Genomic DNA, 25,889 nt, shown 5'->3' with positions numbered 1-25,889 from the left:
CTGCCATGCACGACAAAATCCTGATCCTCGACTTCGGTTCGCAAGTCACCCAGCTGATCGCGCGCCGCGTGCGCGAAGCCAATGTCTATTCGGAAATCCATCCGTATGACGTCGACGACGCGTTCATCCGCGAATTCGCACCGAAGGGCATCATCCTTTCGGGCGGCCCGAATTCGGTCACCGAAACCGACACGCCGCGCGCGCCGCAAGCCGTGTTCGAGCTGGGCGTGCCCGTGCTCGGCATCTGCTACGGCATGCAGACGATGGCCGAGCAGCTCGGCGGCAAGGTCGACGGCGGCCACCTGCGCGAATTCGGCTACGCCGAAGTGCGCGCGCGCAATCACACGAGCTTCCTGAACGGCATCGAAGATTTCCGTACGGCCGAAGGCCACGGCATGCTCAAGGTGTGGATGAGCCACGGCGACAAGGTCATCGAAATGCCGGCGGGCTTCCAGCTGATGGCGTCGACGGAATCGTGCCCGATCGCGGCGATGGCCGACGAGGCGCGTCACTTCTACGGCCTGCAATGGCACCCGGAAGTCACGCACACGGTGCAGGGCCGCGCGATGCTCGAACGCTTCGTGCTGGGCATCTGTAACGCGAAGGCCGACTGGGAAATGGGTCACTACATCGACGAAGCCGTCGAGGCGATCCGCAAGCAGGTCGGCAAGGAACACGTCATTCTCGGCCTGTCGGGCGGCGTGGATTCGTCGGTGGCGGCGGCGCTGCTGCATCGCGCGATCGGCGACCAGCTAACCTGCGTGTTCGTCGATCACGGCCTCTTGCGCCTGAACGAAGCCGAACAGGTCATGTCGATGTTCGCGGACAACCTCGGCGTGAAAGTGATTCACGTCGATGCGAGCCAGGCGTTCATGTCGAAGCTGGCGGGCGTGACCGATCCCGAAGCGAAGCGCAAGATCATCGGCGCCGAGTTCGTCGAAGTGTTCCAGACCGAAGCGGGCAAGCTCACGGACGCGAAGTGGCTCGCGCAAGGCACGATCTACCCGGACGTGATCGAGTCGGCGGGCAAGGGCAAGAAGGGCGCGCACACGATCAAGAGCCACCACAACGTGGGCGGTCTGCCGGAAACGCTGAACCTGAAGCTGCTCGAGCCGCTGCGCGAACTGTTCAAGGACGAAGTGCGCGAACTGGGCGTGAAGCTCGGTCTGCCGCACGACATGGTGTATCGCCATCCGTTCCCGGGCCCGGGTCTGGGCGTGCGTATCCTCGGCGAAGTGAAGCGCGATTTCGCGGACCTGCTGCGCCGCGCGGACGCGATCTTCATCGAGACGCTGCGCAACACCATCGACAAGGAAACCGGCAAGTCGTGGTACGAGCTGACGAGCCAGGCGTTTGCGGTGTTCCTGCCGGTCAAGAGCGTGGGCGTGATGGGCGATGGCCGCACGTATGAGTACGTCGTCGCGCTGCGCGCGGTGCAGACGCTCGACTTCATGACGGCGCATTGGGCGCATCTGCCGCATGAACTGCTCGGCCATGTGTCGAACCGCATCATCAATGAAGTGCGCGGCATCAACCGTGTCGTGTACGACATTTCGGGTAAGCCGCCTGCGACGATTGAGTGGGAGTGATTGGACGTCTAGCACGTACCGGCACCACCTAGCAGTAAAACACACCTAAGCCCGCAATTTTGCGGGCTTTTTTTCGGAGAATAGGAGTTGCCAGCGCTGCGAGGGCCGCGTTGGAATTCCAGATCGTTTACCATGTCAATTCGTGCGACAAGAGGCTAAAACTTAGGAAGGCGAGGAAAATGGCAGCGGCACAACAGGAACTAATCGTTCGCGGCGAACAGGTGGAACGGGTTTTTATCAACTTCCAAGATAATAAATACGTCGTGAATCGGCAATATCAGCGCAAGTTGATTTGGACCATCGAGGAAAAGCAGAGTTTTATCGATTCTATAATACAGGGGTTCCCGATCCCTATTATCTTGCTCGCGGAGCCTCTTGGGCGGCAGGATGGGACTCTTGAGATTATTGATGGGATGCAGCGTATGAACGCCATCACGTCGTTTATTGGTAATGACTTCTCGGTCGATGGTTGCTACTTCGATCTGAATACATTTGCGACGACGAAGGACCTGTTGGATCGCAAGGTAATTGCGCAGAAAACGCCGATTCTCGATCGAGATCGTTGTCTTGCAATCGCCTCTTATCCAGTGCCTCTCTCAATTTACGAGGCCGCGCGTAGAGAGTCGGTTGAGGAGGTCTTTCGGCGGATCAATTCTGGCGGACGCCAGCTCTCTCGGCAGGAACTCCGGGCAGCAGGGGCGACGAATGCGTTCGCCGAGTGCATCCGCAAGATCTCCGCACGGGTGCGTGGCGACACGTCGAACACCGACTTGCTGCTATTGGCTGAGATGCGCAAGATTAGCATCACGAACAGAGAGCTAGATTACGGTATCAGCGCTGACAGTGTCTTTTGGGTCGTCAACGGTATCCTGACAAAGGATCAGCTTCGCCAGAGCCGCGATGAGGAGATGGTTGCCGACATCGTCGCTTATATGGTCTCGGATGAACCCGTTGCCTCACGTACAGAGCTTTTTGACGACTATTACGGCGCGACATTTCCGAGCACCGCTACCAGTCAGGCGCGTTTCGATGGTATCGATCAGGCTGTTCGAAAGCGAAGCCCTGAACTCGTTGATTTAGACTATCAACGCGTGCAGGACGCCATGGTACTGCTTCTCAGTCAGGCCAACACAACATTCACTGGGCTGATCTTCCCGAGCGGGAACGGAGGAAACCCGGTACCTCGCTACTTTCAAGCTGTTTTCCTCGCCCTTCACGACTTGATCGTCAAGAAGAGCATGGTGGTGTCGGACAGTGCCGGTTTGATCAGGAGGCTCAAGGACTGCGGAAAGAATATCCAGGTCCAGGACGGTGGGAGATGGGGGCGGAGAACCGCAGTAGGACCATCGACTCCGTCGTCGGTTGGATTCAAAGTTACTTCGAAGATGACAAAAACCCTGATCCAGCCAAGGTGCATTGGGTCACTAAGTTCCAGAATCTGCTTACCAATTCAATGACCGAGCAGGCGGCCTATGATTTCAAGCAGGGCTTTTACGCGCTTAAGCAAACTCCGTCGTTTGATGAAAGCGCCTTCGACAAGATCATGGAAACCTGCGCCGCCATTGCCAACATCGGCAAGGGCCACAAAGGCTACGTGATAGTCGGCGTTGCGGAGAATGCGCAGACTGCCGCTAGGGTGCAGAAAATCTTTAAATGCCAACCGCAATCCTTCAACGGTTTCCATGTGACTGGGGTGGAGCACGAAGCGAAGCACGCTGGCAAGAGTCTTGACGAGATGTTCCAAGATATTACCGATCGCGTTGGTCGTTCTGCACTCTCAGAGCCTCTAAAGTCCTACGTAAACTCTCACCTCAAGTGCGTACAGTATTACGATAAAACTGTCTTCGTCTTCGAGGTCCTCGGTCAGGACGGCCCCTCTCATTTGGGGGGGAAATGGCCGGAACGGCATGGCGCACAAAATAAAGATGTTCTTCCTGAGCACATGGGCGCGCTGTTCGAGCGTTTCAGATGAAGAATGTTGGGCTGCGATTGGCGTGCATGTGGCGTGTGGCGGGTTCCACGCCTTTTTCTCGTTACTGCGCCAGATGAAAGGGCTGTACGCACATTGCCGCTTACACGAAGGCTGTAATGCGGTTCGTTGCCGCCCCCAACTTCGCTATTGAATAACAAACTGGGATCTCCGGCTAACGTCGTCTAGCAAGGCCTTCAGCAACAAACCGTGACGCCCGCGCTCAGATTTTGATCTGACGCGGGTTTTTGTTTTTGACGGATTTGGAGCGGTCGCTCCATCTACCGTGCAATTTGATTCAATTGCTAAGATACAGGCACTCTCTCAGCCAGAAACGCAATGTTCCCTCATATGCGGGATGCAAATGAGATAAAATTGCGTATCCGCACTGGACTTATCCCCAGCGAGCCCGCTTCACGCTCCGCTCACGCCTCCAACGGCATCGCGCTCGTACCCTTGAGTTCATCGAGGCAGACAATCGAATGCACGCTGCTCACGCCAGGCGCGCGCATGAGCGTGTCTAGCAGGAATTCGGACAGCGCCTTGAGATCGCGCGCCACCACTTTCAGTACATAGTCGATATCGCCGGTCACGGAATAGCACTCCTGCACCTGCGGCAGCTTCGCGACGAGCTCCTTGAATTTCACGAGTTCGCGCATGTGCCCGCGCTCCATCGTCACCTGAATGAATGCGACCACGCCAAAGCCCAGCGCTTGCGGGTCGAGGCGCGTCTCGTAGCGCTTGATCACGCCCAGTTCTTCGAGGCGCCGATGGCGTCTGAGCGTCTGGGCCGGCGAGAGCTTCACGGCGGCGGCGAGTTCGAGGTTCGAGGCGCGCCCGTGCTCCTGGAGCGCGGCGAGCAGCCGCAGATCGATGGGGTCGAGGGTGATGTTCTGCACTTTTCTTGCTCAAGATAAGTTCAATGCGAAACGAAATTGTACCAATCAGGGTTTGCCTGCGTATCAGATGAAATCATATTTTTCCCCGTCGCCTATACACTGGGCGCACCTGACGGGCCTGTCGGTTACCGCTGACGGACTCGGAAGCGCGCCAGCGCAGAAGGTTGCGCGCGCAATTTTATTTCGCGCGGTCGCGCAGGGTGCCCAACCGGACACCTCGCGGGCGCATCGATAAAGAAAAGACAGGAAGAGACATGGTTTCCCACGATACAAGCGGCGCACGCGGTCAGCAGGACGCGAACGGCCACCTCAAGCGCGGTCTCAAGAACCGTCACATTCAGCTGATCGCGCTGGGCGGCGCGATCGGCACGGGCCTGTTCCTCGGCATCGCGCAGACGATCCAGACGGCCGGTCCCTCGGTGCTGCTCGGCTATGCGATTGCCGGCGTCGTCGCGTTCTTCATCATGCGGCAACTGGGCGAGATGGTCGTCGACGAGCCGGTCGCCGGTTCCTTCAGCTATTTCGCCGATAAATACTTCGGTCCGTTCGCCGGTTTCCTCTCCGGCTGGAACTACTGGGTGCTCTACGTGCTCGTGAGCATGGCCGAACTGTCGGCGGTCGGCATCTACATGCATTACTGGTGGCCGACTCTGCCGACATGGGTTTCGGCGCTCGGCTTCTTCGTCGTGATCAACGGCATCAATCTCGCGAGCGTCAAATCGTACGGCGAGCTCGAATTCTGGTTCGCGATCATCAAGGTGCTGGCCATCGTCGGCATGATCGCGTTCGGCGGCTGGCTGCTGCTCTCGGGTTCGGCGGGGCCGGAAGCGGGCGTGTCGAATCTCTGGCGTCACGGCGGCTTCTTCCCGCACGGCGTCTCGGGCCTCGTGATGTCGATGGCCGTCGTGATGTTCTCGTTCGGCGGTCTCGAACTGGTCGGCATCACCGCCGCCGAAGCCGACGATCCCTCGCACACCATCCCGCGAGCGACCAACCAGGTCATCTATCGCATCCTGATTTTCTACGTCGGCGCGCTCGCCGTGCTGCTCTCGCTCTATCCGTGGGAAAAGGTCGTGGCGGGCGGCAGCCCCTTCGTGCTGATCTTCCACGCGATGAACAGCAATCTCGTCGCGCACGTGCTCAACGTGGTCGTGCTGACGGCGGCGCTCTCGGTCTATAACAGCGGCGTGTACTGCAACAGCCGCATGCTCTACGGCCTCGCGCAGCAGGGCAACGCGCCGCGTGCGCTGCTCAAGGTGAACAGCCGTGGCATTCCGCTGGCGGCGCTCGCGGTGACGGCGGTCGCGACCGCGGCCTGCGTGCTGATCAACTACTTCATGCCGGGCAAGGCCTTCGAACTGCTGATGGGTCTCGTGGTGTCGGCGCTCATCATCAACTGGGCGATGATCAGCCTGATTCACCTGAAATTCCGCCGCGAGAAAGCACGCGCGGGCGCGACGACGGCGTTCCAGAGCCTCGGTTATCCGTTCACGAATTACCTGTGCCTGGTGTTCCTCGGGGCCATTCTCGTTGTAATGTATTTGATTCCCGATCTGCGGATTTCCGTGTATCTGATTCCCGTGTGGCTGGGCGTGCTCGCCGCTGCGTATCGTTTCTGGCGCCGTGGCGCGGCGCCCGCGCTGCAAGGCAGTGTGTCGACGCGATAAGCCGCGCACGTCGTACCATACTGGCCACTTCGTAACCTGCCCATCAACGAAAAAGTAACCGTCATGTTCGATCACATCGATGCCTATCCCGGCGACCCGATCCTCTCGCTCAACGAGAACTTCCAGAAAGATCCGCGCCAGAACAAGGTCAATCTGAGCATTGGCATCTATTTCGACGATGACGGCCGTTTGCCCGTGATGCAGGCCGTCCACGCGGCCGAAGCGGCGATTCTCAACGAGCCGGGTCCGAAGCCGTATCTGCCGATGGCCGGTTTCGCGCAGTATCGCGACGCCGTGCAGGCGCTCGTGTTCGGCGCGGAGAATCCGTCGCGCGCGGCGGCACGCATCGCGACCGTGCAGACGCTCGGCGGTTCGGGTGCGCTCAAGGTCGGCGCCGATTTCATCAAGCGCTATTTCCCGCAAAGCCAGGTGTGGGTCAGCGATCCGACGTGGGAAAACCATCGCTTCATCTTCGAGCGCGCGGGCTTCGAGGTGAACACGTATCCGTACTACGACGAAGCAACGGGCGGCCTGAAGTTCGACGCGATGCTCTCGGCCATCGACGCGCTGCCCGCGAAAAGCGTGGTGCTGCTGCACGCGTGCTGCCATAACCCGACCGGCGTCGATCTGAACGACGCGCAGTGGGTGCAGCTGATCGACGTGCTGCAAAAGCGCGATCTGCTGCCGTTCGTCGATATGGCGTATCAGGGCTTCGGCGCGGGCCTCGACGCCGACGCGTTCGCGGTGCGCGAGCTGGGCCGCCGTGGCGTGCCGGCGCTGGTCGCGAATTCGTTCTCGAAGAACTTCTCGCTGTACGGCGAGCGCTGCGGCGGTCTGCACGTGATCTGCGAAGACGCGGCGGCTGCCGACCGCGTGCTCGGCCAGCTGACGGGCGCAGTGCGCTCGAACTACAGCAATCCGCCGACGCATGGCGCGAAGATCGTCACGCGTGTGCTCTCGACGCCGGAACTCAAGCAATCGTGGGAAACCGAGCTGGCGGCGATGTGCGAACGCATCGCCCGCATGCGCGTGAAGATTCACGACGGCCTGAAGGCGCATGTGAGCGGCGAGGCGCTGGAGCGCTACGTCAAGCAGCGCGGCATGTTCACGTACACGGGGCTGAGCGCGGAGCAGGTCGATCGGCTCAAGGAAGAGTTCGGCGTGTACATCCTGCGTTCGGGCCGCATGTGCGTGGCCGGGCTCAATGAGAAGAACGTGAGCGTCGTGGTCGATGCGGTCGGCAAGGTGTTGAAGGACTAAGCACTGGCGCTCGTCCAGACAAGGCAAGGCCCCGTGCAAGCGGGGCCTTTGCTTTTTTAGAACCGCATACCGGCTCCACACCCGCCGGCGACGCCGCCACCGCTGCCGCCCGCCGCGCCACAGAACACGCCGCAGCCGCTCAGGCTGACGGCCATCAGCAGGCAGATCGCGGCAAGACGCGCCTTGCGCGCGAGCGCCGCGCGATTTCTCGCCGAATTGTCATCGAAACTTCCGGATTTTTTCATGTTGTGCGCACCAGAGAACGTAGAGCGAGGGGCGCGCCAAGCGCGTGCCTGATCGACGACACTAACGCTGCGCGAAGTCTTTGCGCCATCGGACTTTTCCGGTTTTGCGACCTTCGTCTGATTTAATGCGCTTCGCATCAAACCGACCGTCTGTCAACCTGTAAGAGCTTGACGTGTCCCACGACAGACGGCGACGGTCTTCCAGGTCTTACCCTGATAGAATGCGTGGGCCGCAACGTAGTGGATTGCCGATGAAATTGCTTGATGCCCTCGTCGAACAACGGATTGCCGCCGCAGCTGCGCGCGGTGACTTCGACGATCTGGATGGCGCCGGAGCGCCCCAGGAACTCGACGACGACCCGTTCGTGCCCGAAGACGTCCGGGTCGCGAACCGCATCCTGAAGAACGCCGGTTTCGTGCCGCCCGCGGTCGAACAACTGCGCGCGCTGCGCGATCTCCAGGAAGAACTCGCCAAGGTCGGCGACAACAAAGCCGCGCGCTGCCGCCTGCGCGCGCGCATGCTCGCGCTCGACATGGCGCTGGAGTCGCTGCGCGGCGGGCCGATGGTCGTGCCGCACGAGTACCGCCGCCGTATCGCCGAACGCCTGTCCGAACGCGCGGCGGGCGAGGGCGGCTTCGCAGCGGGCGCCGCGTGAGCATCGTTCCGGGCGCGACGCCGCCCGACGAGACGCCACAGGAGGGCGTCGGCGCCGAACCGGCTGGCGCAGCCGATCCTCACGTCCTACCTCAACCCGATCCCGTCACCGAACGCGACCGCCATTTCATGCGCCTCGCGCAAGCCGCCGCCGACGAGGCGCGCGCGGCGGGCGAGGTGCCGGTCGGCGCGGTGCTGGTGCGCGGCGACGAAGTGATCGCCACGGGCTTCAATCATCCGATCGGCACGCACGATCCGTCCGCGCACGCCGAAATGGCGGCGCTGCGCGCAGCCGGCGCCGCGCTGGGTAACTACCGCTTGCCCGGCTGCGAACTCTATGTGACCCTAGAACCTTGTCTGATGTGCGCGGGCGCCATCATGCACGCCCGCATCTCGCGCGTCGTGTACGGCGCGCGCGACCCGAAGACGGGTGCGTGCGGCAGTGTCGTCGACGCCTTTTCGAACGACCAGCTCAACCACCACACGAGCGTGATGGGCGGCGTGCTCGAAACGGAATGCGGCGACGCGCTGCGTGCGTTCTTCGCCGAGCGCCGCCGCGCCAGCCGCGAAGCACGTCGCGCCGCGGCGGAGCAGGCCGCCGAAGCTGCCGACCCCACCGCCGCACCGTCCGACGACACCCCGTCCTGACCCGCTCGCCGCAGCCCGGCGAGCCTCATCGCCTCGAACATGATCAAGCATCGCACCATCGAACTGATCGCGCCGTCGGGTTATCCGCATGATCCGGCGGCGGTGCATCGCGGGATCGCGCGTCTGCGCGCCGAAGGTCACCGCGTCCAGAACATCGAAGCCGCCGAGCGCCGTTTTCAGCGCTTCGCGGGCACCGACGGCCAGCGCGCCGCCGAACTGAACCGTCTCGCCGATCCCTCGCGCGCGCTGCCCGACATCGTGCTGGCGGTGCGCGGCGGCTACGGCGCGGTGCGCGTGCTGCACGGCCTCGACTACGAAGGCTTGCAGCGGCGCCTGACCGATCAGCCGATCGCGTTAGTCGGCCATAGCGATTTCACGGCGGTCCAGCTCGCGCTGTTCGCGCGCGCGGGCGTCAAGACCTTCGGCGGCCCGATGCTGCTCAGCGATTTCGGCGCGGAAACGCTGAGCAATTTCACGATGCGTCACTTCTGGGACGTGCTCACGAAACCGGAGTACACGCTCAAGGTGAACGCGCCGCAGGCTCAGCAGGCCAATGTCTCGGGCATGCTCTGGGGCGGCAATCTGGCTGTGCTCACGTCGCTGATCGGCACGCCGTACATGCCGCCGGTGGAGGGCGGCATCCTCTTCGTCGAGGACGTGAACGAGCAGCCGTTCCGCGTCGAACGCATGCTGTACCAGCTGCATCTCTCGGGCATCCTCGCGCGGCAGCAGGCGCTCGTGCTCGGCGATTTTTCGGGCGGCAAGCCGTTCGACTACGACAACGGTTACGACCTGCACGCCGCGATCGAGCAGATTCGCGCGGTGGCGGGCATTCCGGTCATCACGGGCCTGCCGTTCGGCCATATCCCCGATATGGTCACGCTGCCGTTCGGCGCCGACGCGCAATTGCGCGCCCACGCGCACGGATTCGAGCTGCAGATGAGCGGGTATCCGCATCTTGGCTGAACGACGAGTGAGTAAGGCGCCTTCGGGCGCTTTTTTTGTCGCCACATTCGCAACTAACAGCCAGTTTCATCCGACGCAGGAATATGTTCATGGAACCGCCTCCGCGCAAGATTGTTGACAAAAAGAGAGCCGGCATGGGGCATGTAGATCACCATGAAAGTGCGTTCCGCCCCGTAATAAAGCGGGTTTCACCGCAACGATGCATGCGTGCCTTGCGTCGACGTGGGTATCTTCCCCAGGTTCACCGATAAAATTGTTGACAATCTTTATGTCCAAACTAGCATACCCAACATCAAGGTGACAGACATGCGAAACAGCGAAACCGAAGCCGACGCGACTGGCACGAAACCCGAGGCGATTGCCGCGCGTATCCGCGCCGCGATCCTCGAGCATCGTCTGCCGCCGGGCGCGAAGCTCACGGAAGCGCAGTTGTGCGAAGTGTTTGGCGTGAAGCGCGGGCCGATCCGCCAGGCGCTCGCGTTGCTGGCCACCGATCATCTCGTCGATCTGGAGCCGAACCGGGGCGCGTTTGTCGCCAGCCCGTCGCTTCAAGAGGTTCACGAGGTGTTCGAAATGCGCCGCATCATCGAAATCGCGGTGGTGGAGCGCATCTGCAGCGCGCAGCACGGTAGCCGGCGTCTCAAGAGCATCGGCGAGACGATCCGGCGCGAGCGCAAGGCGTTCGAGAGCCGCGATTTCCCGGCGTGGATCCGCCTGTCGGGCGAGTTCCATACGGCGCTCGCGACGCTCACTGGCAACACGGTGCTGTGCGATTGCCTGAACGGCCTGGTGGCCCGCTCGACGCTGATTTCGGCGCTCTACGAATCGCCGGGACGCAGTCCGTGTTCGTACGACGATCACGAGGCCATTCTCACGGCGCTCGAAAGCGGCCAGGCGCAGGAAGCGGCGGCGCTGATGGTGCGGCATTTGCAGGGCGTCGAGTTGAAGATGCTCGATCGGCCGGCGGGCGCATCGGTGGATTTGCAGGACGTGTTCGGCACGCGCGAAACCGCGACGTCCGGGCGCTGAATCGGGCAGGGCGGCGGCGCTCGCACGAGCGTGGCGGCCGCGCCGAAGCAGGACTGAACTGAAGTGAGACGCGGCGGTGCACTGCTCTGCCGCCGCGTGACGTAATCCGAGGGACTCGAACGATCGTGATGTGCGCGCCGCCAGGCGTTGTGCGTCCACGCATCGGCATGACGATGGGCACGGCGATCAGGGCGCGCGCAAGCGGCGACCGGCGCGGTGCGCAGCACGCGGCGCAAGGCCCGTGCATTCGCAGGGAATCATCGCGGCGGCCGCATCAGGCGGCGCGGCGCGCGTGTCGAGGCGTTCAGGCGTCTTTTTTCCGTCGGCGTATCCATCTCAAGGAGCGGGTCATGGCTCAGTTCAGCGCATCTCCAGGCAGTCCGGCAGTGCCCGGTTTCGATTCAGGCGAAAGCGGCAATAGCGGCGATGGCGCCGACGATCTGAGGCTGCCGGCCGGCTACAGCGAGCGCCTCTACAACCACGATCTCGCGCCGCTCAAGGAGCAAACCTGGGGCGCGTACAACATCTTCGCGTTCTGGATGTCCGACGTGCACAGCGTCGGCGGCTACGTGTTCGCGGGCTCGCTGTTCGCGCTCGGCCTCACGAGCTGGCAGGTGCTGGTCGCGCTGATCGTCGGCATCTCGATCGTCAACGTGCTCTGCAATCTGATCGCGCGTCCGAGCCAGCGTCACGGCGTGCCGTATCCGGTTGCGTGCCGCGGCACCTTCGGCGTGCTCGGCGCGAATATTCCCGCCGTGATTCGCGGCCTCATCGCGGTCGCGTGGTACGGCATCCAGACTTACCTCGCGTCGAGCGCGCTCGTGATCGTCGTGCTCAAGTTCGTTCCGCAACTGATGCCTTATGCCGACGTGCACAAGCACGGCATGCTCGGTCTGTCGACAGTCGGCTGGGCCGGATTCATGACGCTCTGGGTGCTGCAAGCCTTCGTGTTCTGGAACGGCATGAACACCATCAAGAAGTTCATCGACTTCGCGGGCCCGGCGGTCTACGTGGTGATGTTCGCGCTCGCGGGCTACATGGTCTATCGCGCGGGCTGGCAGAACATCGGGCTGAATCTCGGCGGCGTGAAGTATCACGGCACCGAAGTGATTCCGGTGATGATCACGGCGGTCTCGCTCGTGGTGTCGTATTTCTCGGGGCCGATGCTCAATTTCGGCGACTTCTCGCGCTACGGCAAGTCGCTGCGCAGCGTGCATCGCGGCAACTTCTGGGGCCTGCCCGTCAACTTCCTCGCGTTCTCGCTGGTCACGGTGATCACGACGGCGGCGACGCTGCCCGTGTTCGGACAACTGATTACCGATCCGGTCGAAACGGTGGGACGCATCGACCATCCGACCGCCGTGATTCTCGGCGCGCTCACGTTCACGATCGCGACCATCGGCATCAACATCGTCGCGAACTTCGTGTCGCCCGCGTTCGACTTTTCGAACGTTGCGCCGCGCCTCATCAGCTGGCGTGCGGGTGGCATGCTCGCGGCGGTCGCGTCGATCTTCATCACGCCGTGGAATCTGTTCAACAACCCGGCGGTGATTCATTACACGCTCGATGTGCTCGGCGCGTTCATCGGACCTTTGTACGGTGTCCTGATCGTCGACTTCTATCTCGTGAAGCGCGGCCGTCTCGCTGTCGACGATCTGTATTCGGTGTCGCCGAAGGGCGCGTACTGGTACAGCAACGGCGTCAACTGGCGCGCGGTCGCCGCGCTGCTGCCGGCCGCCGTGATCGCGACGATCTGCGTGATGGTGCCGTCGTTCGGCAATGCGGCGAACTTCTCGTGGTTCATCGGCGCGGCGCTCGGCGCACTGTTCTATCGCGCCTTCACGATGGGCGAACGCGCCCGCGCTCAGGCCTGAACCCGGTATCGACGAAGGAAATGCCATGCGTATCAAACTGATCAATCCGAACACCACGCAGCGCATGACGGCCGCGATGGAGCAGTGCGCGCGCGCCGTCGTTTCGCCGGGCACCGACGTGGTGGCCGTGAGCCCGACCATGGGACCGCCCTCGATCGAGGGCTACTACGACGAGGCGCTCGCGACGCCCGGCCTGCTCGCCGAAGTGGAGGCGGGCGAGCGCGAGGGCGTCGACGGCTATGTGATCGCGTGTTTCGGCGACCCCGGTTTGTACGCGGCGCGCGAGCTGGCGCGCGGCCCGGTGGTGGGCATCGCCGAAGCGGCCATGCACGCGGCGAGCGTGCTCGCGCCGGGCTTCTCGGTGGTGACGACGCTCTCGCGCACCCGCGCGATGGCCTGGCATCTGGCCGAGCGTTACGGCATGACGCGCTTTTGCCGCAACGTGCGCGCGATCGACGTGGCCGTGCTCGAACTCGACGAGCCAGGTTCGGCGGCGCGCCGTGCGATCGTCGACGAATGTCGGCGCGCGCTCGACGAAGACGGCAGCGATGCGATCGTGCTCGGCTGCGCCGGCATGACGAGCCTGTGCGCGCAGGTGGAGGACGCGCTGGGCGTGCCGGTCGTCGATGGCGTGACGGCTGCCGTGAAGTGGGTCGAGGCGCTGGTCGCGCTGCGCCTCACGACCGCGAAGCGCGGCGACTTCGCGCGTCCGCTCGCCAAGCGCTACGACGGCGAATTCGCACGCTTCAGCCCGACCAGCCCCGCGAGCGCCACCGACACGCCGCCGCCGGTACGCCCGCTGCGCTACGGGTAAACGCGTGTCAGGCGAGCATAAAAGCCGGGCGCGGCCCGCCCGGCTCATACACCTCGCTTGACCCGCACTATCTGAGCGTGCGTATGGGCGCGGCCTGACGATTTCGCTACACTGGGCCGGTCCGTGAAGCAGATCGCCGTCGAATCCCGCAAATCCTTGTGGCGCAAGGCTTGCAGGCGGGTGATGCCGGTATCGCGCGGACCCTGAATCCGTTTCCAGCGTGTGTTTCATCCTCACCATTCGATAGATTCGACCAGCATGCCACTCGATCCCCAATATCCCCGCGATCTGATCGGTTATGGCCGCCATCCGGTGCAGGCCAACTGGCCTGGCCGCGCGCGCGTCGCGGTGCAGTTCGTGCTCAACTACGAAGAGGGCGGCGAGAACTGCGTGCTGCACGGCGACCCGGCTTCCGAGCAGTTTCTCTCCGAGATCGTCGGCGCGGCCGCGTATCCGTCGCGTCATATGAGCATGGAGTCGATCTACGAATACGGCTCGCGCGCGGGCGTGTGGCGCATTCTGCGCGAGTTCGAAAAGCGCGCCTTGCCGCTCACGGTGTTCGGGGTGGGCATGGCGATCGAGCGTCATCCCGATCTCGCGCGCGCGTTCGTCGAACTCGGTCACGAGATCGCCTGCCACGGCTATCGCTGGATTCACTATCAGGACGCCACGCCCGAACTCGAAGCCGAGCACATGAAGCTCGGCATGCAGGCGATCGAGCGCGTCACGGGCCAGCGTCCGCTCGGCTGGTACACGGGACGCGACAGTCCGAACACGCATCGTCTGGTCGCGGAATACGGCGGCTTTCTCTACGACTCCGACTATTACGGCGACGACCTGCCGTTCTGGATGGACGTGGAAGTCACGGGCGGCAAGACCTCGCCGCAACTGATCGTGCCGTACACGCTCGACACCAATGACATGCGCTTCGCCACGCCGCAAGGCTTCAACACGGCGGATCACTTCTTCACGTATCTGCGCGACGCGTTCGACGTGCTTTACGAAGAAGGCGACGAAGCGCCGAAGATGCTGTCGATCGGCATGCACTGCCGCCTGCTCGGACGCCCGGGGCGTTTCCGCGCGCTGCAGCGCTTCCTCGATCACATCGAAAAACACGATCGCGTGTGGGTCACGCGCCGCGTGGACATCGCGCGTCACTGGCGCGAGCACCATCCCCATCAACCGCAACAGAACGCAAACCGCGGGGCCGCCGCATGAAGGCAATGCACTACACCCTCGACCAGCTGAATCAAGCCGCGACCGACGCCTTCGTGGCGGCGCTCTCGGGCATCTTCGAGCACTCGCCGTGGGTGGCCGAAGCGGCCGCGCGGCAGCGTCCGTACGCGAGCATCGATGCCTTGCACCAGACGATGTCGAGCGCCGTCGAAACCTCGGGCGAGGCGCAGCAGCTCGCGCTCATCAACGCTCACCCGGAACTCGCGGGCAAGGCGGCGGTGCGCGGCGAACTGACCGCCGAATCGACGCGCGAGCAGAGCGGCGCGGGCCTCAATCAGTGCACGCAGGAAGAGTTCGACAAATTGCAGGCGCTCAACCGCGCCTATCGCGAGAAGTTCGGATTCCCGTTCATTCTCGCGGTGCGCGGCTATGACCGCCACGGCATCATCGCGAACTTCGAATCGCGCGTGAGCAACAGCCGCGCCGACGAAATGCGCGCGAGCCTCGACCAGATTTACCGTATTGCGCGCTTCAGGCTGGATGAGCTGATCGACGCGTGACCTGGCGATGCGCCCCGGCAACCGATGCGGGGCGCAGCGCCTTTTTGATCCACCGAAAAGATACGAAGGAAGACAAAGATGGCACTCCCGACTCTCGACCCCAACGCACCTGACTTCACGCGCCGCTACGTGAATCTCGCGGACCCGCGTCTGGGCGCGCAGGCGCTCGAGGCGAGCGACGACTTCTTCGCGCCGAAGGAGCGCATGCTCAATCCGGAGCCGGCCGTCTTTATCCCGGGCAAGTACGACGATCACGGCAAGTGGATGGACGGCTGGGAAACGCGCCGCAAGCGCACGACGGGCTACGACTGGTGCGTTGTGAAGCTCGCGCGTCCGGGCGTCATCAAGGGCCTCGATCTCGACACGAGTCATTTCACGGGCAACTATCCGCCCGCGGCGTCCGTCGAAGCGGCTCATGTGCCTGACGGCGCGCCGAACGGCTCGACGCAATGGACGGAAATCGTGCCGTCGATGTCGTTGAACGGCAACAGCCATCACTACGTGGAAGTGGGCAGCGACAAGCCGTTCACGCATCTGCGCGTGAACATCTACCCGGACGGCGGCATCGCGCGTCTGCGCGTCTACGGTCAGCCGCAACTCGACTGGCAGGGCGCGAGCCGCACGGAACTGTTCGACCTCGCCGCGATGGAAAACGGCGCGTACCTCGTGGGCGCGAACAACCAGCACTTCGGTCTCGCCTCGACGATCCTGATGCCGGGCCGCGGCGTGAACATGGGCGACGGCTGGGAAACGCGCCGCCGCCGCGAACCGGGCAACGACTGGGCGATCATCGCGCTCGCGCAGCCGGGCATCATCAAGAAGATCGAAGTCGACACGGCGCACTTCAAGGGCAATTATCCGGATCGCTGCTCGTTCCAGGCCGCGCGCGTGGTCGGCGGCACCGACAGCTCGCTCGTGACGCAGGCGATGTTCTGGCCGGTGCTGCTCGGCGAACAGAAGCTGCAGATGGACAATCAGCACTACTTCGAGAGCGAGCTCGCGGCACTCGGCCCGGTCACGCACGTGCGCTTCAACATCATCCCGGACGGCGGCGTGTCGCGCGTGCGTCTGTGGGGCACGCTGGCCTGAGCCTCATCATGAGCGATACCCGTACCACGCTGTCCATCGAGCCGCTCACGCGCGAGGCGTTCGCGCCGTTCGGCGACGTCATCGAGCTCGAAGGCGCGAAGCAGATTCCGATCAACCTCGGCACGACGATCCGCTATCACGATCTCGCGAACGTGGATGTCACCGACGAGGGCGGCCGCACGCTGGTCAACCTGTTTCGCGGCCAGCCGCGCGTGCTGCCATTCGAGGTGAAGATGCTCGAACGGCATCCGCTCGGCAGTCAGGCGTTCGTGCCGCTCAACGACAAGCCGTATCTCGTCGTGGTGGCGCCGGCCGGCGATCTGGACGTGGCGAAGATTCGCGCGTTCGTGTCGAGCGGCTGGCAGGGCGTGAATTACGCGAAGGGCGTCTGGCATCACCCGCTGATCGCGCTGGGCGACGTGAGCGATTTCATCGTCGTCGATCGTGGCGGCGACGGACTCAATCTCAACGAGCAGGATCTGCCGGAGTCGCTGTGGCTCACGCAGGAAGCGATGGACGCGGCGGGGCGTTGATTTAGGCGCAGGCTTCAGCGTTTTCGCGCTTCGCCATGAGAAAAGCCACGAACTCGCGTTCGTGGCTTTTTTGTTTGCCGCGCGGTTGAGCGCCCGCGAGATGCGAGCGCTCAACCGTGTGCCGATCAGAACTCGTAGCCGACCTGGGCGCGTGCGCCCGCATCGCCATTGTTCGTGACCGCCACGCCGACGTTCGCCAGCCAGTGCATATTGGCCGAGCGATACGTAACGGCGACCGCCGCCGCGCTGCTGCCCTTGTAGTAGCCGCCACCCGCCGCGACCACCGTCTTGCCCGGGCCCGAAGGCGTGAGGTTAGGCATGGCCATGGCCGCCGCGACGCCCGCATACGCGTTCTTCTCGACCGTGTTGATCGAGCGTTGCAGGCTTTGCACCTGCTGGTTGAACGTGTTCGACTGCTGCGTGAGCGCGCTGTTCATCTGGTTCATGTTGACCGCGTCCGTGCCCGCCGTGCCCGGCGCGACGTTCGTGATCTGGCGTTCCGAACCGGCCGACCCCACCGACACCGAATCCGCACGATCCGCGACCGAATTCGCGCCGACCGCGACGGCGTTCGACGCGGTCGCCGACGCGTTGCGGCCGAGCGCGACCGTGCTTTCGCCCGAAGCGATCGACGAATCGCCGATGGCCGTGGCGTTGTTGCCCGAAGCCGCCGCGCCGCCGCCGACCGCGATGGTCTGCGCTTTGGTCGCCGAGGCGGCACCGTTGGCGCTATTGACCGCGATCGCCGTGGAACCGGTCGTGCTGATGTTTTGCACGGCCTGGTTCAACGCATCGACCTGCAGGTTGGTCGCGTAGAGCTGCTGACCCGTGACGGCGTCCGTGCTGGCCGCGGACAGCGTGCCGTTCTGCAGGCCGCTGAGCTTGACGTTGCCGCCGCTCGTGCTGGCGAGCGTGACCTGATCGTGCGCGTCGGTGTCGTAGTGCAGGGCGCTGCTGTCCGTGCTCGTGCCCGCCGTGGTCGTGTCGGTGGCGGCCAGCAAGGTGCGGTTCACAGCGGCCATATGCGTCGAGGACTGCGCCGAGGAGACGGCATTGGACGCGTCCGAGAGTTCCGCGAGCGCGCTGGTGTTCTGCGTCACGCGGTTGTCGAGGTTCGCGATCGCGTCGCCGACGTTGTTGACGACCGAGCCGCCCACCGAATACGACGGCGCCACGAACACGCCCGCCGAATTGATCGACGCGCCGCCGCCGAGCGCGCTCACGACGCTGCGCATCTGGCCCACGTTGACCGCGTCGTTGTCGGCCTGACCGGCTGCCATGTTGACGATGCGGCGCGTGTTGGCCTGGCTCTGGGCGGTATAGCTGTTGCCGTCTGCGTCGTACGCGGTGTACGCGCCCGTGCCGTCGCTGCCCACCGAGACCGTGTTCGCCTGGTTGGCCACCGAGCCTGCGCCGAGCGCGACTGCGTCCTTCGCGTTCGCATAGGCCTGCACGCCGAGCGCGATGGCATTCATCGCAGGCGTATAGGCGCTCGAACCGATGGCGATCGAGCCCGCGCCCAATGCGCGTGCGATGTCGGTGGGAGCCGCGCCGCCCGCGCCGTTTGCGTAGCCCGCGACCTGCGAGTAGTACGCCGCGGTCTGGTAGGCGCTGCTGCGGCCCGACGAATCGACGCCGGAGCTGCCATTGACGTCCGAACCAAGTAGCGCTGCGCTCTTCAGCGACAAGCCGCCAAGGCCCGGCGTGAGCTCGGCGATAGTATCCGCCACCTGCCCGACGTTGACCGCGTCGGTTTGCAGAATGCCGTTGGCGACGTTGCTGATGCGCGTGCCGACCGGCAAGAGTCCGTCAGCGCGATCCTCGGTATTGCGGAAATACTTGCTGTCGCCCACACCCGGATTCAGTTCGATATGCGGGCTGCCCGAATCAATCGTGCCCGGGAGATAGGTGACGGCCTGGTTGGTCACCACGCCCGCGCTATCGAACTGGAAGCCGGCGGAAGCCATCTGCGCCACGTTCACCGCCGCACTGCTGGCGATGCCGTTCGCGAGACCCACGAGTTGGCGCGCGCCCTCGGTGCCCGTGAAATCGACATTCGCGCCGTCCGTGTCCTTCGCGACGGTGATGTCGCTCGTCGCGTCGTCCTGCTGGACCAGACCGACCTTGCCGTGCGTGATGTTGTACGTCAGGTTGTTGATCGTCGTGGTGTTGGCGCCGGTTTCCTGGATCGTCGCATAGAGCTGCGATCCGTTGACTGCGTCCGTGGACTCCGCGTTCAGGCGACCCGCCGCGACGTTGATGATCGTGCGTTCCGCGTTCGTGTCGCCGATGCTCAGCGTACCGACAGGATTCGCGCCCGCGAAGGTGTAGTCGTTGTCGCCGATCGTGGCGCCGGTGGTCGCTACAGGCGACGCGGTCTTCGCGTCCGCGCCGAGTGCGATCGACAGGCTCTCCGTAGCGAGGGCGTTCACGCCGATCGCGAGGCTCGCAAATCCGGACGCCGTTGCGCCGTCACCGAACGCGGCGGAATTCGCGCCGATTGCCGCTGCCGCCGGACCCACCGCGACCGAGTGATACGCGGTCGCGCTGCTGCTCGACCCGACCGACACCGCCGAGCCGCCGGATGCCGTGCTGCCCATGCCGATCGCCACGTCGCGCCATTCGATGGCTGAGGCGCCGGCGCCGAGTGCGATGTCGCCGGCGCCGAACGCCAGGGCATTCAGACCAATGGCCACGCCATAGTCGCCCGTGGCGTCTGAGTTCGTGCCGAGCGCCACGCCCACATAACCGCCCGTCGTCGCGCCAGAGCCGATTGCGATGGCGTAGGCGCCGGTTGCGCCATCGTTGTTGTAGTTGCCGTAGCCGGCATCGCTATTCACGCTGAGATAGTGCAGCGCGGAACTGTCGATTTTCTTGTCGACGGCATAGAGCTGCGCGCCCGTCACCGCGTCGGCGCTCGATGCGGTGACCGCGCCATCCGCGAGATTGGTGAGCTTGACCGGCGACGCTGCGTCCGCGCCGCCGAGCGTGACGGTGTCGTGCGCAGACGAGTCGTAGAACACGGCATCGGCGAGCTTGCCGTTGATGTTGGTGATATCGCCCGCGAGATTCGTGACGTTCTGGTTCGTGGCGTGCAGCTGCGAACCGTTGACGGCGTCGGTGCTCGTGTCGCTGAGGTTGCCCGCCGCGATGTTGGTGAGCTTGACCGGCGCCGCTGCGCCCGAGCCGCCGAACGTGACGGTGTCGTGTGCCGACGAATCGTAACGCACGACATCGGCGATCTGGCCGCCGATCAGCTGTTGAGCCGCATACAACTGCGAGCCGTTCACCGCCTGCTTGCTATCTGCCGTCACGTCGCCATCGGCCACGCCGACGATCTTGTGGCCCGTCATCATGACCTGGCTGTCGAACGAAGTCTTGCCGAAGACCTTGACGGCTGCGTCGTTGCCGCTAGTCGCGGCGGTCCCGTGGATCTCGACGGTGGTGCCGTAATTCACGAGCGTACCGTTGCTATACCCCGACACGCGCGCCGTGGAAGCGCCGAAGCCGTAGCCGCCCTTGCCGTCGCCGGCGTTGTTCAGCGAGAAGGTGAGACCGTCGGTCGTGCCTTTGCCGTCGGTTGAACAGTCGAGATTTTCGGAGCCGCCCGTATTGCCCCACGCGTAGCCCGACGCGCCGGAGCAGAGTTCGAGCGAACCTTTGCCGACCGTACCGGCCGTTGCCGCACTGGCCGAACTTCCCGCGAAAGTCGCGAAAATGCCGATGGCACCGGTGGCCACAACGGCGAGCGTGCGCGCCGACTTGCCCCGCGCCGCGGCGGTTTCCGGAGCAGCCACCCACGTTTGGTCTTTTTCACTCCAGACAGAGCGATATATTTTGTTCATCTAATTATCTCGATTGAGAAGGGTATAACTGATGCACGTGACTACCCGCATCGGCTCGACGTGTTAGCGACGCTTTTTCGCGGCTTCACGCCATGCCGAATTTATGTGGGGCATGATGCGCGGGGAATACGATTTGTCTGAAATGAGATGGGACTGAGTCGCTCGTCAGTCGCAAGACAACGACGCGAAAAGAGACGACCGCTCAGGCAATCCGGCGTGTTTTGGCAGCAGCATTTGGGGAAGTCCGAACGGCGATGTAGGGAAAGTGCGATGATCAAAGGGGAGTTGCTGCATCAGCCATCAGTAGACCTTTAATTCTTGTGGTCGCAGATGAAAAAGTGTCAAGGCGAATTGAAGCGGGGAAAAAGTCTGATAACAATGGTCGCGCCACCAAAAACGGGGTGGCTTAACTCAATTAATAAGGAAACCTGATCATGAAAAAAATCGAACGTGCACAACTCAACGACATCAAGGCCGCCGGCGGCTGCTGCAAGAGCTACTGCGCGCCGCGCCGTTCGTCCGGACCGGCTCCGGTTGTTTCTTCGGGCAGCTCGTCGGGCGGCACGCCGGTTCCGCGCTGATCGGGCGTTGATCGCCTGAAGTAAGCGGGAAGGGGGCTCGCCCCCTTCTTGAGTCCTGGCGCGATTGACGCAGGAATTCGGATGCTGTGCGGAGCGAGTCGGCCGCACGCGATAATTTTTTCATGCCCATGTCGTTTCACTTTGCCCGGCCGTCTCTCAGGCATTTGTGTGCCTTGCCGGCAAACGCGCTTGATATGACGCGCCGCCAGATCTTCGCGCGGTTGTCGTTCGCGAATGTCGAACGTGTCGCCTTGCTGAGCTGGCTGGTCGGCAGCGCCTACAACGGCCGCGTACGCGCGAGCGGCGTCGCACGCTACGAGGCGGGGCGCATCGACGTCGGCCTGACGCGCGCGCAAGCCTTGCGGACCATGTCCGCGCGCGAACGCGAGACCTTGCTCGACGAGCGTCTCTATGCCGGCCGGGCGCTGCACCGCGATGTCTGGCCCGATCTGCGCGCAGCCGGTGCGCAAATTGCACAACGGATTCGCGAGATCAAGGCGCGCGAGCCGGGCCGAGCGGTTCTGCTCTCGCCGTTTCACTACGTCTCGCAGTACGCCAACATCTATGTGATCGACGAGGTCCGAAAGGGGCTGGGGCTCGCGTCCATTGCGGTCGTGTCGGCTGTGCCGCGCGACGTTTTTGGCGACGATCGAGCGATGATTCCCTCGGTGCCCGTGCTCTATACCTACGACAGCGACAACGAGCAGCGCAATGGCCTGGGGTTGCGCGTCGTGCGCGCGCTGCGTCGCGACGGCGTACTGGCGATCTTCGCGGACGCCGCGCCGTTCACACTGGCGAAGTTTCCGATGGAAACAGTCGGCGTCACGATGGCCGGGCGTGCCGCGCGCGTGCACAACGGTGTCTTTCGGCTCGGGGCGCCGCTGGATGCCTGTTTGCTGCCGTTCTATCTGACACTCTCGAACGGGCGCTTCGGCGTGCACGTATTCGAGCCGATCGACCTTGCGTCAGATGAAGCACCGCAGCGGCTCGCCGAATCCATTGAACGCGCCCGTCGCGACAACTACCCGGACTGGCTGTTCGCGGGCCATCCGTGCGCCTATCACTTCGCGCCGACACGCTGATCCCGTCACACCGCCGTTTACAACAAGCTGTACGAACCACACGCATTGCCGGCAACACAGGCAACGGGGACCTCATAAAAAGATGGAATCGATGCATCTTCCCGAGTTCCGGGATATCCGCTGGCGCTGGATAGCGTATGCAACCTCGGCGTTCGTCGTCGCGGGCGTGGTGTTTGCGTTCACGTACGAAGTCGAACTCAAGCAGGACGTGCGCTGCGAAATCGTTTCGCCCGCCGAAATCAAGATCCAGGGCGAGACGGGACTCGTCACGGCGATCTACGTGGAGCCGCCCGAGCGTGTCACGGCTGGACAGCCGCTGTTCCGTCTCGAACGCGACATGTCGCTCGCGAACGATGGCACGCGCCGCGCCGCGTTCGATGCGCAGGTGCGCGACGAGGAGCGGCGCGCCGCCGACGCGCTTTATACGCAGCGCCGAATCGATCTGAATGCACAACTCGCGACCGCGCGCGCGAACGAGGCGAGCCGCCGCGCGGAACTCGCGCAGCTCGGCGAACAAGGCGCGCAAAACGGTCAGCTCGTCAGCGAGGCGCAGCGCAAGCTCGCGCGGCTCGAATCGGTATCCGATTACGTGGTGGCCGACCGTATCGAGCAGGCGCGCGCCGATCTGCACCAAAGCCGTATCGCGCGTGCGGAATCCGCGTCGCGCCGGCAACAGACGCTGGCCGCGCTCGCCGATCTGCAAAACTCGCAAACCACGCTCGCGGCGCAACTCAAGGAACTCGACGCGAGTCACGCGCGCGATCTTCAGGAAGCCGACGCGCGCTTCGAGCAGAACCGTCGCGACGCCACCATTTCCGCGCCCAAGGCGGGCGTCGTGACGTTCTCGCGGCTGGTGCAGGGCGCGACGCTGCAAACCTCCGACATCGCGATGGTGATCGTGACCGACGCCACGCAGCCGTTGCGCGCCGAATTGCGCATTCCGTCGCGGCGGCGCGGATTCGTGCGCGAAGGACAGACGGTGCGGCTCAAATTCGACGCGTTTCCCTACGCGAAATTCGGTTCCTACGAAGCCCGCATCGATGCGATCTCGCGCACGACGGTCAGCTCTGCGGCGCCGATGCCTCCTGGCGCGAACGCCGACAAGTCCTCCGCTGCGCCGCCCGGCGACGAGTATGTCGCCTGGGTCACGCTGCGCGGGCACACCTTCGACTACGGCAAGCAGCGCTTCGAGATTCTGCCCGGTATGCAGGCGAGCGCGAGCGTCGTGGTCGAGCGGCGCACGGTCGCCGAGTGGGTGCTCGAACCGCTGTTCAAGATTGCGCGAGGCTAGTCATGCAGGTCATTTATCAGAATGAAGTCGCGGAATGCGGTTACGCCTGTCTCGCGATGGTGCTGACGCATCTCGGCCGCGCGACGGAAGTGCGCGAGCTTTCCGGGTATCGCGCGATCTCCGCCAACGGCCTGACGCTGATGGATCTCTACGACGTCGCGACCGAGTTCGGCCTCGAAACGCAGGCCTTCCAGTTCGAGCCGAAGGACGTCGGCGATATCAAGCGCGGTTCGATCGTCCATTTCGGCGGCGCGCATTTCGTCGTGATCGAAAGCTGTTCGCGCAACTATGTGAAGCTGATCGACCCGGCGGTAGGGCGCAGGCGCATCGCTATGGACACGTTTCTGGCGAACGTGTCGGGCTACCTGATCGAGTGCGCGCCCACGCCCGCGATGCAGCGCATCGCGAAGCGCGCGCGCGTGCCGGCCGCGCTCGCGCAGTTGCGCAGTCTCAATCCGCAGATGCGCGGGCGCCTCGCGAAGATTCTGTTCGTCGCGCTGGGCAGTCAGTTCGCGATTCTCGCGCAGCCGTATTTCGGCGCGTTCGTGCTCGATCACGTCGTAGCCGCCGACAATCTCAACCTGCTCAACGTGCTCGCGCTGACGTTCGCGGGCATCTTCCTCGCGGGTGCGATCAGCCAGTACGCGCAGGGCGTGCTCGTCGAGTTGCTGCACGCGCTGATGAGCGTGAACGCCACGCAAGGATTGCTCGGGCATCTGCTGCGTCTGCCGATCGCGTACTTCGAGAAGCGCAATGTTGGCGACGTGTTTTCGCGCGTCAAGGCGCAGGACGAAGTGACGGGTTTCGCCTCGCGCTCCGTCGTCACGCTGTATATCGACTTGACGGTGGGACTGCTGGCCTTGCTGCTGATGTTCGTGCAGAACGCCCAGCTGTCGTTGATCGTGCTGGCGATTTTCGCGCTCTATATCGTGGTGTCCGCGTCGATGTTCGCGTCGATGTGGGAGACGCACGCGCGCGTATTCAACGAGGCCGCGCGCTGCGACGATGCGCTCATCGAAACCGTGCGCGCCGCGCCGCTCATCAAGCTCTCGCAGGGCGAGACGCGGCGCGTCGCGCGCTTCATGGAGCAGTTCCGCGGCTATGCGTCGGTGTTGTTCCGCAGCAGCCGGCTGACGGCCACGCGCGACGCCGTGCTCAAGCTGCTCGCGCATGCCGAGACGCTCGCCGTCACGTGGTTCGCGGCGAAGCTGATGCTTGCGGGCAGCGTCTCGGTGGGCGCGTTTTACTCGTTCATGATTTACAAGTCGCTGTTTTCGGATCGCATCGCGCACGCCATCAATACGGGTTTTGCGTACTTCATGCTGAGCGTGCCGGTCGCGCGCGTGGACGACATCACGCAGCACGAAACCGAGCGCTATACGCCGCTCGAAGACCGCCACAAGACTGTCGAAGCGCGGCGTTTCGAGCACATCAGCGTGCGCGACGTGACCTTCGCCTATGGCGTGTCGGACATGCCGGTGCTGCGCCACGCGAGCATCGAGATCGCGCGCGGCGACAAGATCGTGATCACCGGACCGTCGGGCGCGGGCAAGTCCACGCTGTTCAAGCTGCTTGCGGCCGCCGAACAGCCGCAGGCGGGCGAGATCCTGCTCAACGGCATCGCGTGGCCGAATCTCACCGTCGATGAAATCCGCCGCCACGCCGTGCATATGCGCCAGGGCGACATCATTCTGCACGGTTCGATCGCCGACAATATCTCGCTGTTCGAAGGCAACGCCGACGAAGCGCGCATTCACGCGCTGCTCGAAGCCGTGGGCCTGCTCGACGATGTGATGCGTCTGCCGATGCGCACGCGCACCACCGTCAGCGATTCGCTGGCGAATATTTCGGCGGGGCAGCGTCAGCGTCTGCTGCTGGCGCGCGCGCTTTACCAGCCGCGCGAATTGCTGCTGCTCGACGAACCCACGTCGAATCTCGATCCGGTCGCGGTGCGGCAGATCGCGTCGCTGCTGCAGCGTATCGAGCGCACCGTCGTTGTGATTACGCACGACGTGGCGATGGCTGAAGGTTTCGACCGGCACTACCGGCTGATGGACGGCGCGTTCGTGCGCGTCGATCGCGCTCAGGCCGAAGCAGCGATGGAGTCGGCGTGATGG

The 25,889-nt window shown here is 63.7% G+C and carries 22 protein-coding genes; 19 read left to right on the top strand and 3 right to left on the bottom strand.

Translation table 11 applies throughout. From position 1 onward, the window contains the following. The first annotated feature begins 5 nt into the window (after nucleotides 1-5). The 3 genes from guaA to U4Y88_RS14710 all read left to right on the top strand — a co-directional run bounded on the left by guaA (nucleotide 6) and on the right by U4Y88_RS14710 (nucleotide 3,561). A complete protein-coding gene (gene guaA, locus U4Y88_RS14720; RefSeq protein WP_224007740.1) occupies nucleotides 6-1,589 on the top strand; it encodes a glutamine-hydrolyzing GMP synthase in 1,584 nt (527 codons plus the stop codon). 179 nt (nucleotides 1,590-1,768) lie between these two features. Continuing rightward, nucleotides 1,769-3,046 (top strand): DUF262 domain-containing protein, encoded by a 1,278-nt coding sequence (locus tag U4Y88_RS14715; protein WP_321784767.1) that lies wholly within the window; start codon nucleotides 1,769-1,771, stop codon nucleotides 3,044-3,046. Beyond that, nucleotides 3,043-3,561 carry a hypothetical protein gene (locus U4Y88_RS14710; RefSeq protein WP_321784765.1) on the top strand — a complete coding sequence of 173 codons (519 nt, stop codon included), beginning with the start codon at nucleotides 3,043-3,045 and terminating at the stop codon, nucleotides 3,559-3,561. The genes U4Y88_RS14715 and U4Y88_RS14710 overlap by 4 nt, the downstream gene beginning before the upstream one ends. Before the next feature lie 422 nt (nucleotides 3,562-3,983). On the opposite strand, the gene U4Y88_RS14705 is transcribed toward U4Y88_RS14710, so the two are convergent. Then, nucleotides 3,984-4,457 carry an Lrp/AsnC family transcriptional regulator gene (locus U4Y88_RS14705; RefSeq protein ID WP_224007749.1) on the bottom strand — a complete coding sequence of 158 codons (474 nt, stop codon included), beginning with the start codon at nucleotides 4,455-4,457 and terminating at the stop codon, nucleotides 3,984-3,986. Nucleotides 4,458-4,711: 254 nt separating this feature from the next. Between U4Y88_RS14705 and U4Y88_RS14700 the strand changes: the two genes are divergently transcribed. Next, a complete protein-coding gene (locus tag U4Y88_RS14700; protein WP_224007753.1) occupies nucleotides 4,712-6,124 on the top strand; it encodes an amino acid permease in 1,413 nt (470 codons plus the stop codon). A gap of 63 nt (nucleotides 6,125-6,187) precedes the next feature. Further along, complete coding sequence (locus U4Y88_RS14695; protein ID WP_321784763.1) at nucleotides 6,188-7,384, top strand: amino acid aminotransferase; 1,197 nt, start codon at nucleotides 6,188-6,190, stop codon at nucleotides 7,382-7,384. A 56-nt stretch (nucleotides 7,385-7,440) separates the two neighbouring features. On the opposite strand, the gene U4Y88_RS14690 is transcribed toward U4Y88_RS14695, so the two are convergent. Continuing rightward, nucleotides 7,441-7,767: a hypothetical protein gene (locus tag U4Y88_RS14690; protein WP_321784761.1), complete on the bottom strand. Its 327-nt coding sequence runs from the start codon at nucleotides 7,765-7,767 to the stop codon at nucleotides 7,441-7,443. 113 nt (nucleotides 7,768-7,880) lie between these two features. Here U4Y88_RS14690 and U4Y88_RS14685 point away from each other — a divergent pair, with 113 nt between their 5' ends. The 10 genes from U4Y88_RS14685 to U4Y88_RS14640 all read left to right on the top strand — a co-directional run bounded on the left by U4Y88_RS14685 (nucleotide 7,881) and on the right by U4Y88_RS14640 (nucleotide 16,973). Further along, nucleotides 7,881-8,285, top strand: a complete 405-nt coding sequence (locus tag U4Y88_RS14685) for a DnaJ family domain-containing protein (RefSeq protein WP_224007775.1) — start codon at nucleotides 7,881-7,883, stop codon at nucleotides 8,283-8,285. Continuing rightward, nucleotides 8,282-8,932 (top strand): tRNA adenosine(34) deaminase TadA, encoded by a 651-nt coding sequence (tadA, locus tag U4Y88_RS14680; protein WP_321784759.1) that lies wholly within the window; start codon nucleotides 8,282-8,284, stop codon nucleotides 8,930-8,932. The genes U4Y88_RS14685 and tadA overlap by 4 nt, the downstream gene beginning before the upstream one ends. A gap of 39 nt (nucleotides 8,933-8,971) precedes the next feature. Next, the gene (gene ldcA, locus U4Y88_RS14675) at nucleotides 8,972-9,898 is read left to right on the top strand and encodes a muramoyltetrapeptide carboxypeptidase (protein WP_321784758.1); all 927 of its coding nucleotides are present in this window, start codon (nucleotides 8,972-8,974) and stop codon (nucleotides 9,896-9,898) included. Nucleotides 9,899-10,204: 306 nt separating this feature from the next. After that, nucleotides 10,205-10,927, top strand: coding sequence for a GntR family transcriptional regulator (locus tag U4Y88_RS14670; protein WP_224007784.1), 723 nt, complete (start codon nucleotides 10,205-10,207; stop codon nucleotides 10,925-10,927). A gap of 350 nt (nucleotides 10,928-11,277) precedes the next feature. After that, complete coding sequence (locus U4Y88_RS14665) at nucleotides 11,278-12,801, top strand: NCS1 family nucleobase:cation symporter-1 (RefSeq protein ID WP_224007787.1); 1,524 nt, start codon at nucleotides 11,278-11,280, stop codon at nucleotides 12,799-12,801. A 25-nt stretch (nucleotides 12,802-12,826) separates the two neighbouring features. Further along, nucleotides 12,827-13,615 (top strand): aspartate/glutamate racemase family protein, encoded by a 789-nt coding sequence (locus U4Y88_RS14660; protein ID WP_321784756.1) that lies wholly within the window; start codon nucleotides 12,827-12,829, stop codon nucleotides 13,613-13,615. Between the two features lie 258 nt (nucleotides 13,616-13,873). Further along, nucleotides 13,874-14,833 carry an allantoinase PuuE gene (gene puuE / locus U4Y88_RS14655; protein ID WP_321784754.1) on the top strand — a complete coding sequence of 320 codons (960 nt, stop codon included), beginning with the start codon at nucleotides 13,874-13,876 and terminating at the stop codon, nucleotides 14,831-14,833. Then, nucleotides 14,830-15,351: a 2-oxo-4-hydroxy-4-carboxy-5-ureidoimidazoline decarboxylase gene (gene uraD, locus U4Y88_RS14650; protein ID WP_224007794.1), complete on the top strand. Its 522-nt coding sequence runs from the start codon at nucleotides 14,830-14,832 to the stop codon at nucleotides 15,349-15,351. Before puuE ends, uraD begins: the two co-directional genes overlap by 4 nt. A gap of 78 nt (nucleotides 15,352-15,429) precedes the next feature. Beyond that, complete coding sequence (gene alc / locus U4Y88_RS14645; protein ID WP_124262037.1) at nucleotides 15,430-16,440, top strand: allantoicase; 1,011 nt, start codon at nucleotides 15,430-15,432, stop codon at nucleotides 16,438-16,440. An 8-nt stretch (nucleotides 16,441-16,448) separates the two neighbouring features. After that, a complete protein-coding gene (locus U4Y88_RS14640) occupies nucleotides 16,449-16,973 on the top strand; it encodes an ureidoglycolate lyase (protein ID WP_321784752.1) in 525 nt (174 codons plus the stop codon). A 125-nt stretch (nucleotides 16,974-17,098) separates the two neighbouring features. Here U4Y88_RS14640 and U4Y88_RS14635 read toward each other — a convergent pair whose 3' ends face one another. Next, nucleotides 17,099-20,818, bottom strand: coding sequence for an ESPR-type extended signal peptide-containing protein (locus U4Y88_RS14635; RefSeq protein WP_321784750.1), 3,720 nt, complete (start codon nucleotides 20,816-20,818; stop codon nucleotides 17,099-17,101). 434 nt (nucleotides 20,819-21,252) lie between these two features. On the opposite strand from U4Y88_RS14635, the gene U4Y88_RS14630 reads away from it, so the two are divergent. The 4 genes from U4Y88_RS14630 (at nucleotide 21,253) to U4Y88_RS14615 (ending at nucleotide 25,886) form a co-directional block, all read left to right on the top strand. Beyond that, complete coding sequence (locus U4Y88_RS14630) at nucleotides 21,253-21,399, top strand: hypothetical protein (protein ID WP_321784748.1); 147 nt, start codon at nucleotides 21,253-21,255, stop codon at nucleotides 21,397-21,399. A gap of 122 nt (nucleotides 21,400-21,521) precedes the next feature. Beyond that, nucleotides 21,522-22,481 carry a hypothetical protein gene (locus U4Y88_RS14625; RefSeq protein WP_321784746.1) on the top strand — a complete coding sequence of 320 codons (960 nt, stop codon included), beginning with the start codon at nucleotides 21,522-21,524 and terminating at the stop codon, nucleotides 22,479-22,481. Between the two features lie 91 nt (nucleotides 22,482-22,572). Further along, entirely contained in the window at nucleotides 22,573-23,772 is a 1,200-nt protein-coding gene (locus tag U4Y88_RS14620; RefSeq protein WP_321784744.1) for an HlyD family efflux transporter periplasmic adaptor subunit, read from the top strand. A 2-nt stretch (nucleotides 23,773-23,774) separates the two neighbouring features. Continuing rightward, nucleotides 23,775-25,886: a peptidase domain-containing ABC transporter gene (locus tag U4Y88_RS14615; RefSeq protein ID WP_321784742.1), complete on the top strand. Its 2,112-nt coding sequence runs from the start codon at nucleotides 23,775-23,777 to the stop codon at nucleotides 25,884-25,886. Nucleotides 25,887-25,889: the final 3 nt, after the last annotated feature.

The organism is Paraburkholderia sp. J94 (genome assembly GCF_905220285.1).
Lineage (GTDB): Bacteria > Pseudomonadota > Gammaproteobacteria > Burkholderiales > Burkholderiaceae > Paraburkholderia > Paraburkholderia tropica_A.
The sequence above is the reverse complement of the archived record's forward strand: the minus strand, read 5'-3'. Positions and strand labels throughout refer to the sequence as shown.

Excerpts from the sequence above, each read along its gene's own strand:
- guaA (WP_224007740.1), top strand. The coding sequence starts at position 6 with ATGCACGACAAAATCCTGATCCTCGACTTCGGTTCGCAAGTCACCCAG.
- U4Y88_RS14715 (WP_321784767.1), top strand. The coding sequence starts at position 1,769 with ATGGCAGCGGCACAACAGGAACTAATCGTTCGCGGCGAACAGGTGGAA.
- U4Y88_RS14710 (WP_321784765.1), top strand. The coding sequence starts at position 3,043 with ATGACCGAGCAGGCGGCCTATGATTTCAAGCAGGGCTTTTACGCGCTT.
- U4Y88_RS14700 (WP_224007753.1), top strand. The coding sequence starts at position 4,712 with ATGGTTTCCCACGATACAAGCGGCGCACGCGGTCAGCAGGACGCGAAC.
- U4Y88_RS14695 (WP_321784763.1), top strand. The coding sequence starts at position 6,188 with ATGTTCGATCACATCGATGCCTATCCCGGCGACCCGATCCTCTCGCTC.
- U4Y88_RS14690 (WP_321784761.1), bottom strand. The coding sequence starts at position 7,767 with ATGCGAAGCGCATTAAATCAGACGAAGGTCGCAAAACCGGAAAAGTCC.
- U4Y88_RS14685 (WP_224007775.1), top strand. The coding sequence starts at position 7,881 with ATGAAATTGCTTGATGCCCTCGTCGAACAACGGATTGCCGCCGCAGCT.
- ldcA (WP_321784758.1), top strand. The coding sequence starts at position 8,972 with ATGATCAAGCATCGCACCATCGAACTGATCGCGCCGTCGGGTTATCCG.
- U4Y88_RS14670 (WP_224007784.1), top strand. The coding sequence starts at position 10,205 with ATGCGAAACAGCGAAACCGAAGCCGACGCGACTGGCACGAAACCCGAG.
- U4Y88_RS14665 (WP_224007787.1), top strand. The coding sequence starts at position 11,278 with ATGGCTCAGTTCAGCGCATCTCCAGGCAGTCCGGCAGTGCCCGGTTTC.
- U4Y88_RS14660 (WP_321784756.1), top strand. The coding sequence starts at position 12,827 with ATGCGTATCAAACTGATCAATCCGAACACCACGCAGCGCATGACGGCC.
- puuE (WP_321784754.1), top strand. The coding sequence starts at position 13,874 with ATGCCACTCGATCCCCAATATCCCCGCGATCTGATCGGTTATGGCCGC.
- uraD (WP_224007794.1), top strand. The coding sequence starts at position 14,830 with ATGAAGGCAATGCACTACACCCTCGACCAGCTGAATCAAGCCGCGACC.
- alc (WP_124262037.1), top strand. The coding sequence starts at position 15,430 with ATGGCACTCCCGACTCTCGACCCCAACGCACCTGACTTCACGCGCCGC.
- U4Y88_RS14640 (WP_321784752.1), top strand. The coding sequence starts at position 16,449 with ATGAGCGATACCCGTACCACGCTGTCCATCGAGCCGCTCACGCGCGAG.
- U4Y88_RS14635 (WP_321784750.1), bottom strand. The coding sequence starts at position 20,818 with ATGAACAAAATATATCGCTCTGTCTGGAGTGAAAAAGACCAAACGTGG.
- U4Y88_RS14630 (WP_321784748.1), top strand. The coding sequence starts at position 21,253 with ATGAAAAAAATCGAACGTGCACAACTCAACGACATCAAGGCCGCCGGC.
- U4Y88_RS14625 (WP_321784746.1), top strand. The coding sequence starts at position 21,522 with ATGCCCATGTCGTTTCACTTTGCCCGGCCGTCTCTCAGGCATTTGTGT.
- U4Y88_RS14620 (WP_321784744.1), top strand. The coding sequence starts at position 22,573 with ATGCATCTTCCCGAGTTCCGGGATATCCGCTGGCGCTGGATAGCGTAT.
- U4Y88_RS14615 (WP_321784742.1), top strand. The coding sequence starts at position 23,775 with ATGCAGGTCATTTATCAGAATGAAGTCGCGGAATGCGGTTACGCCTGT.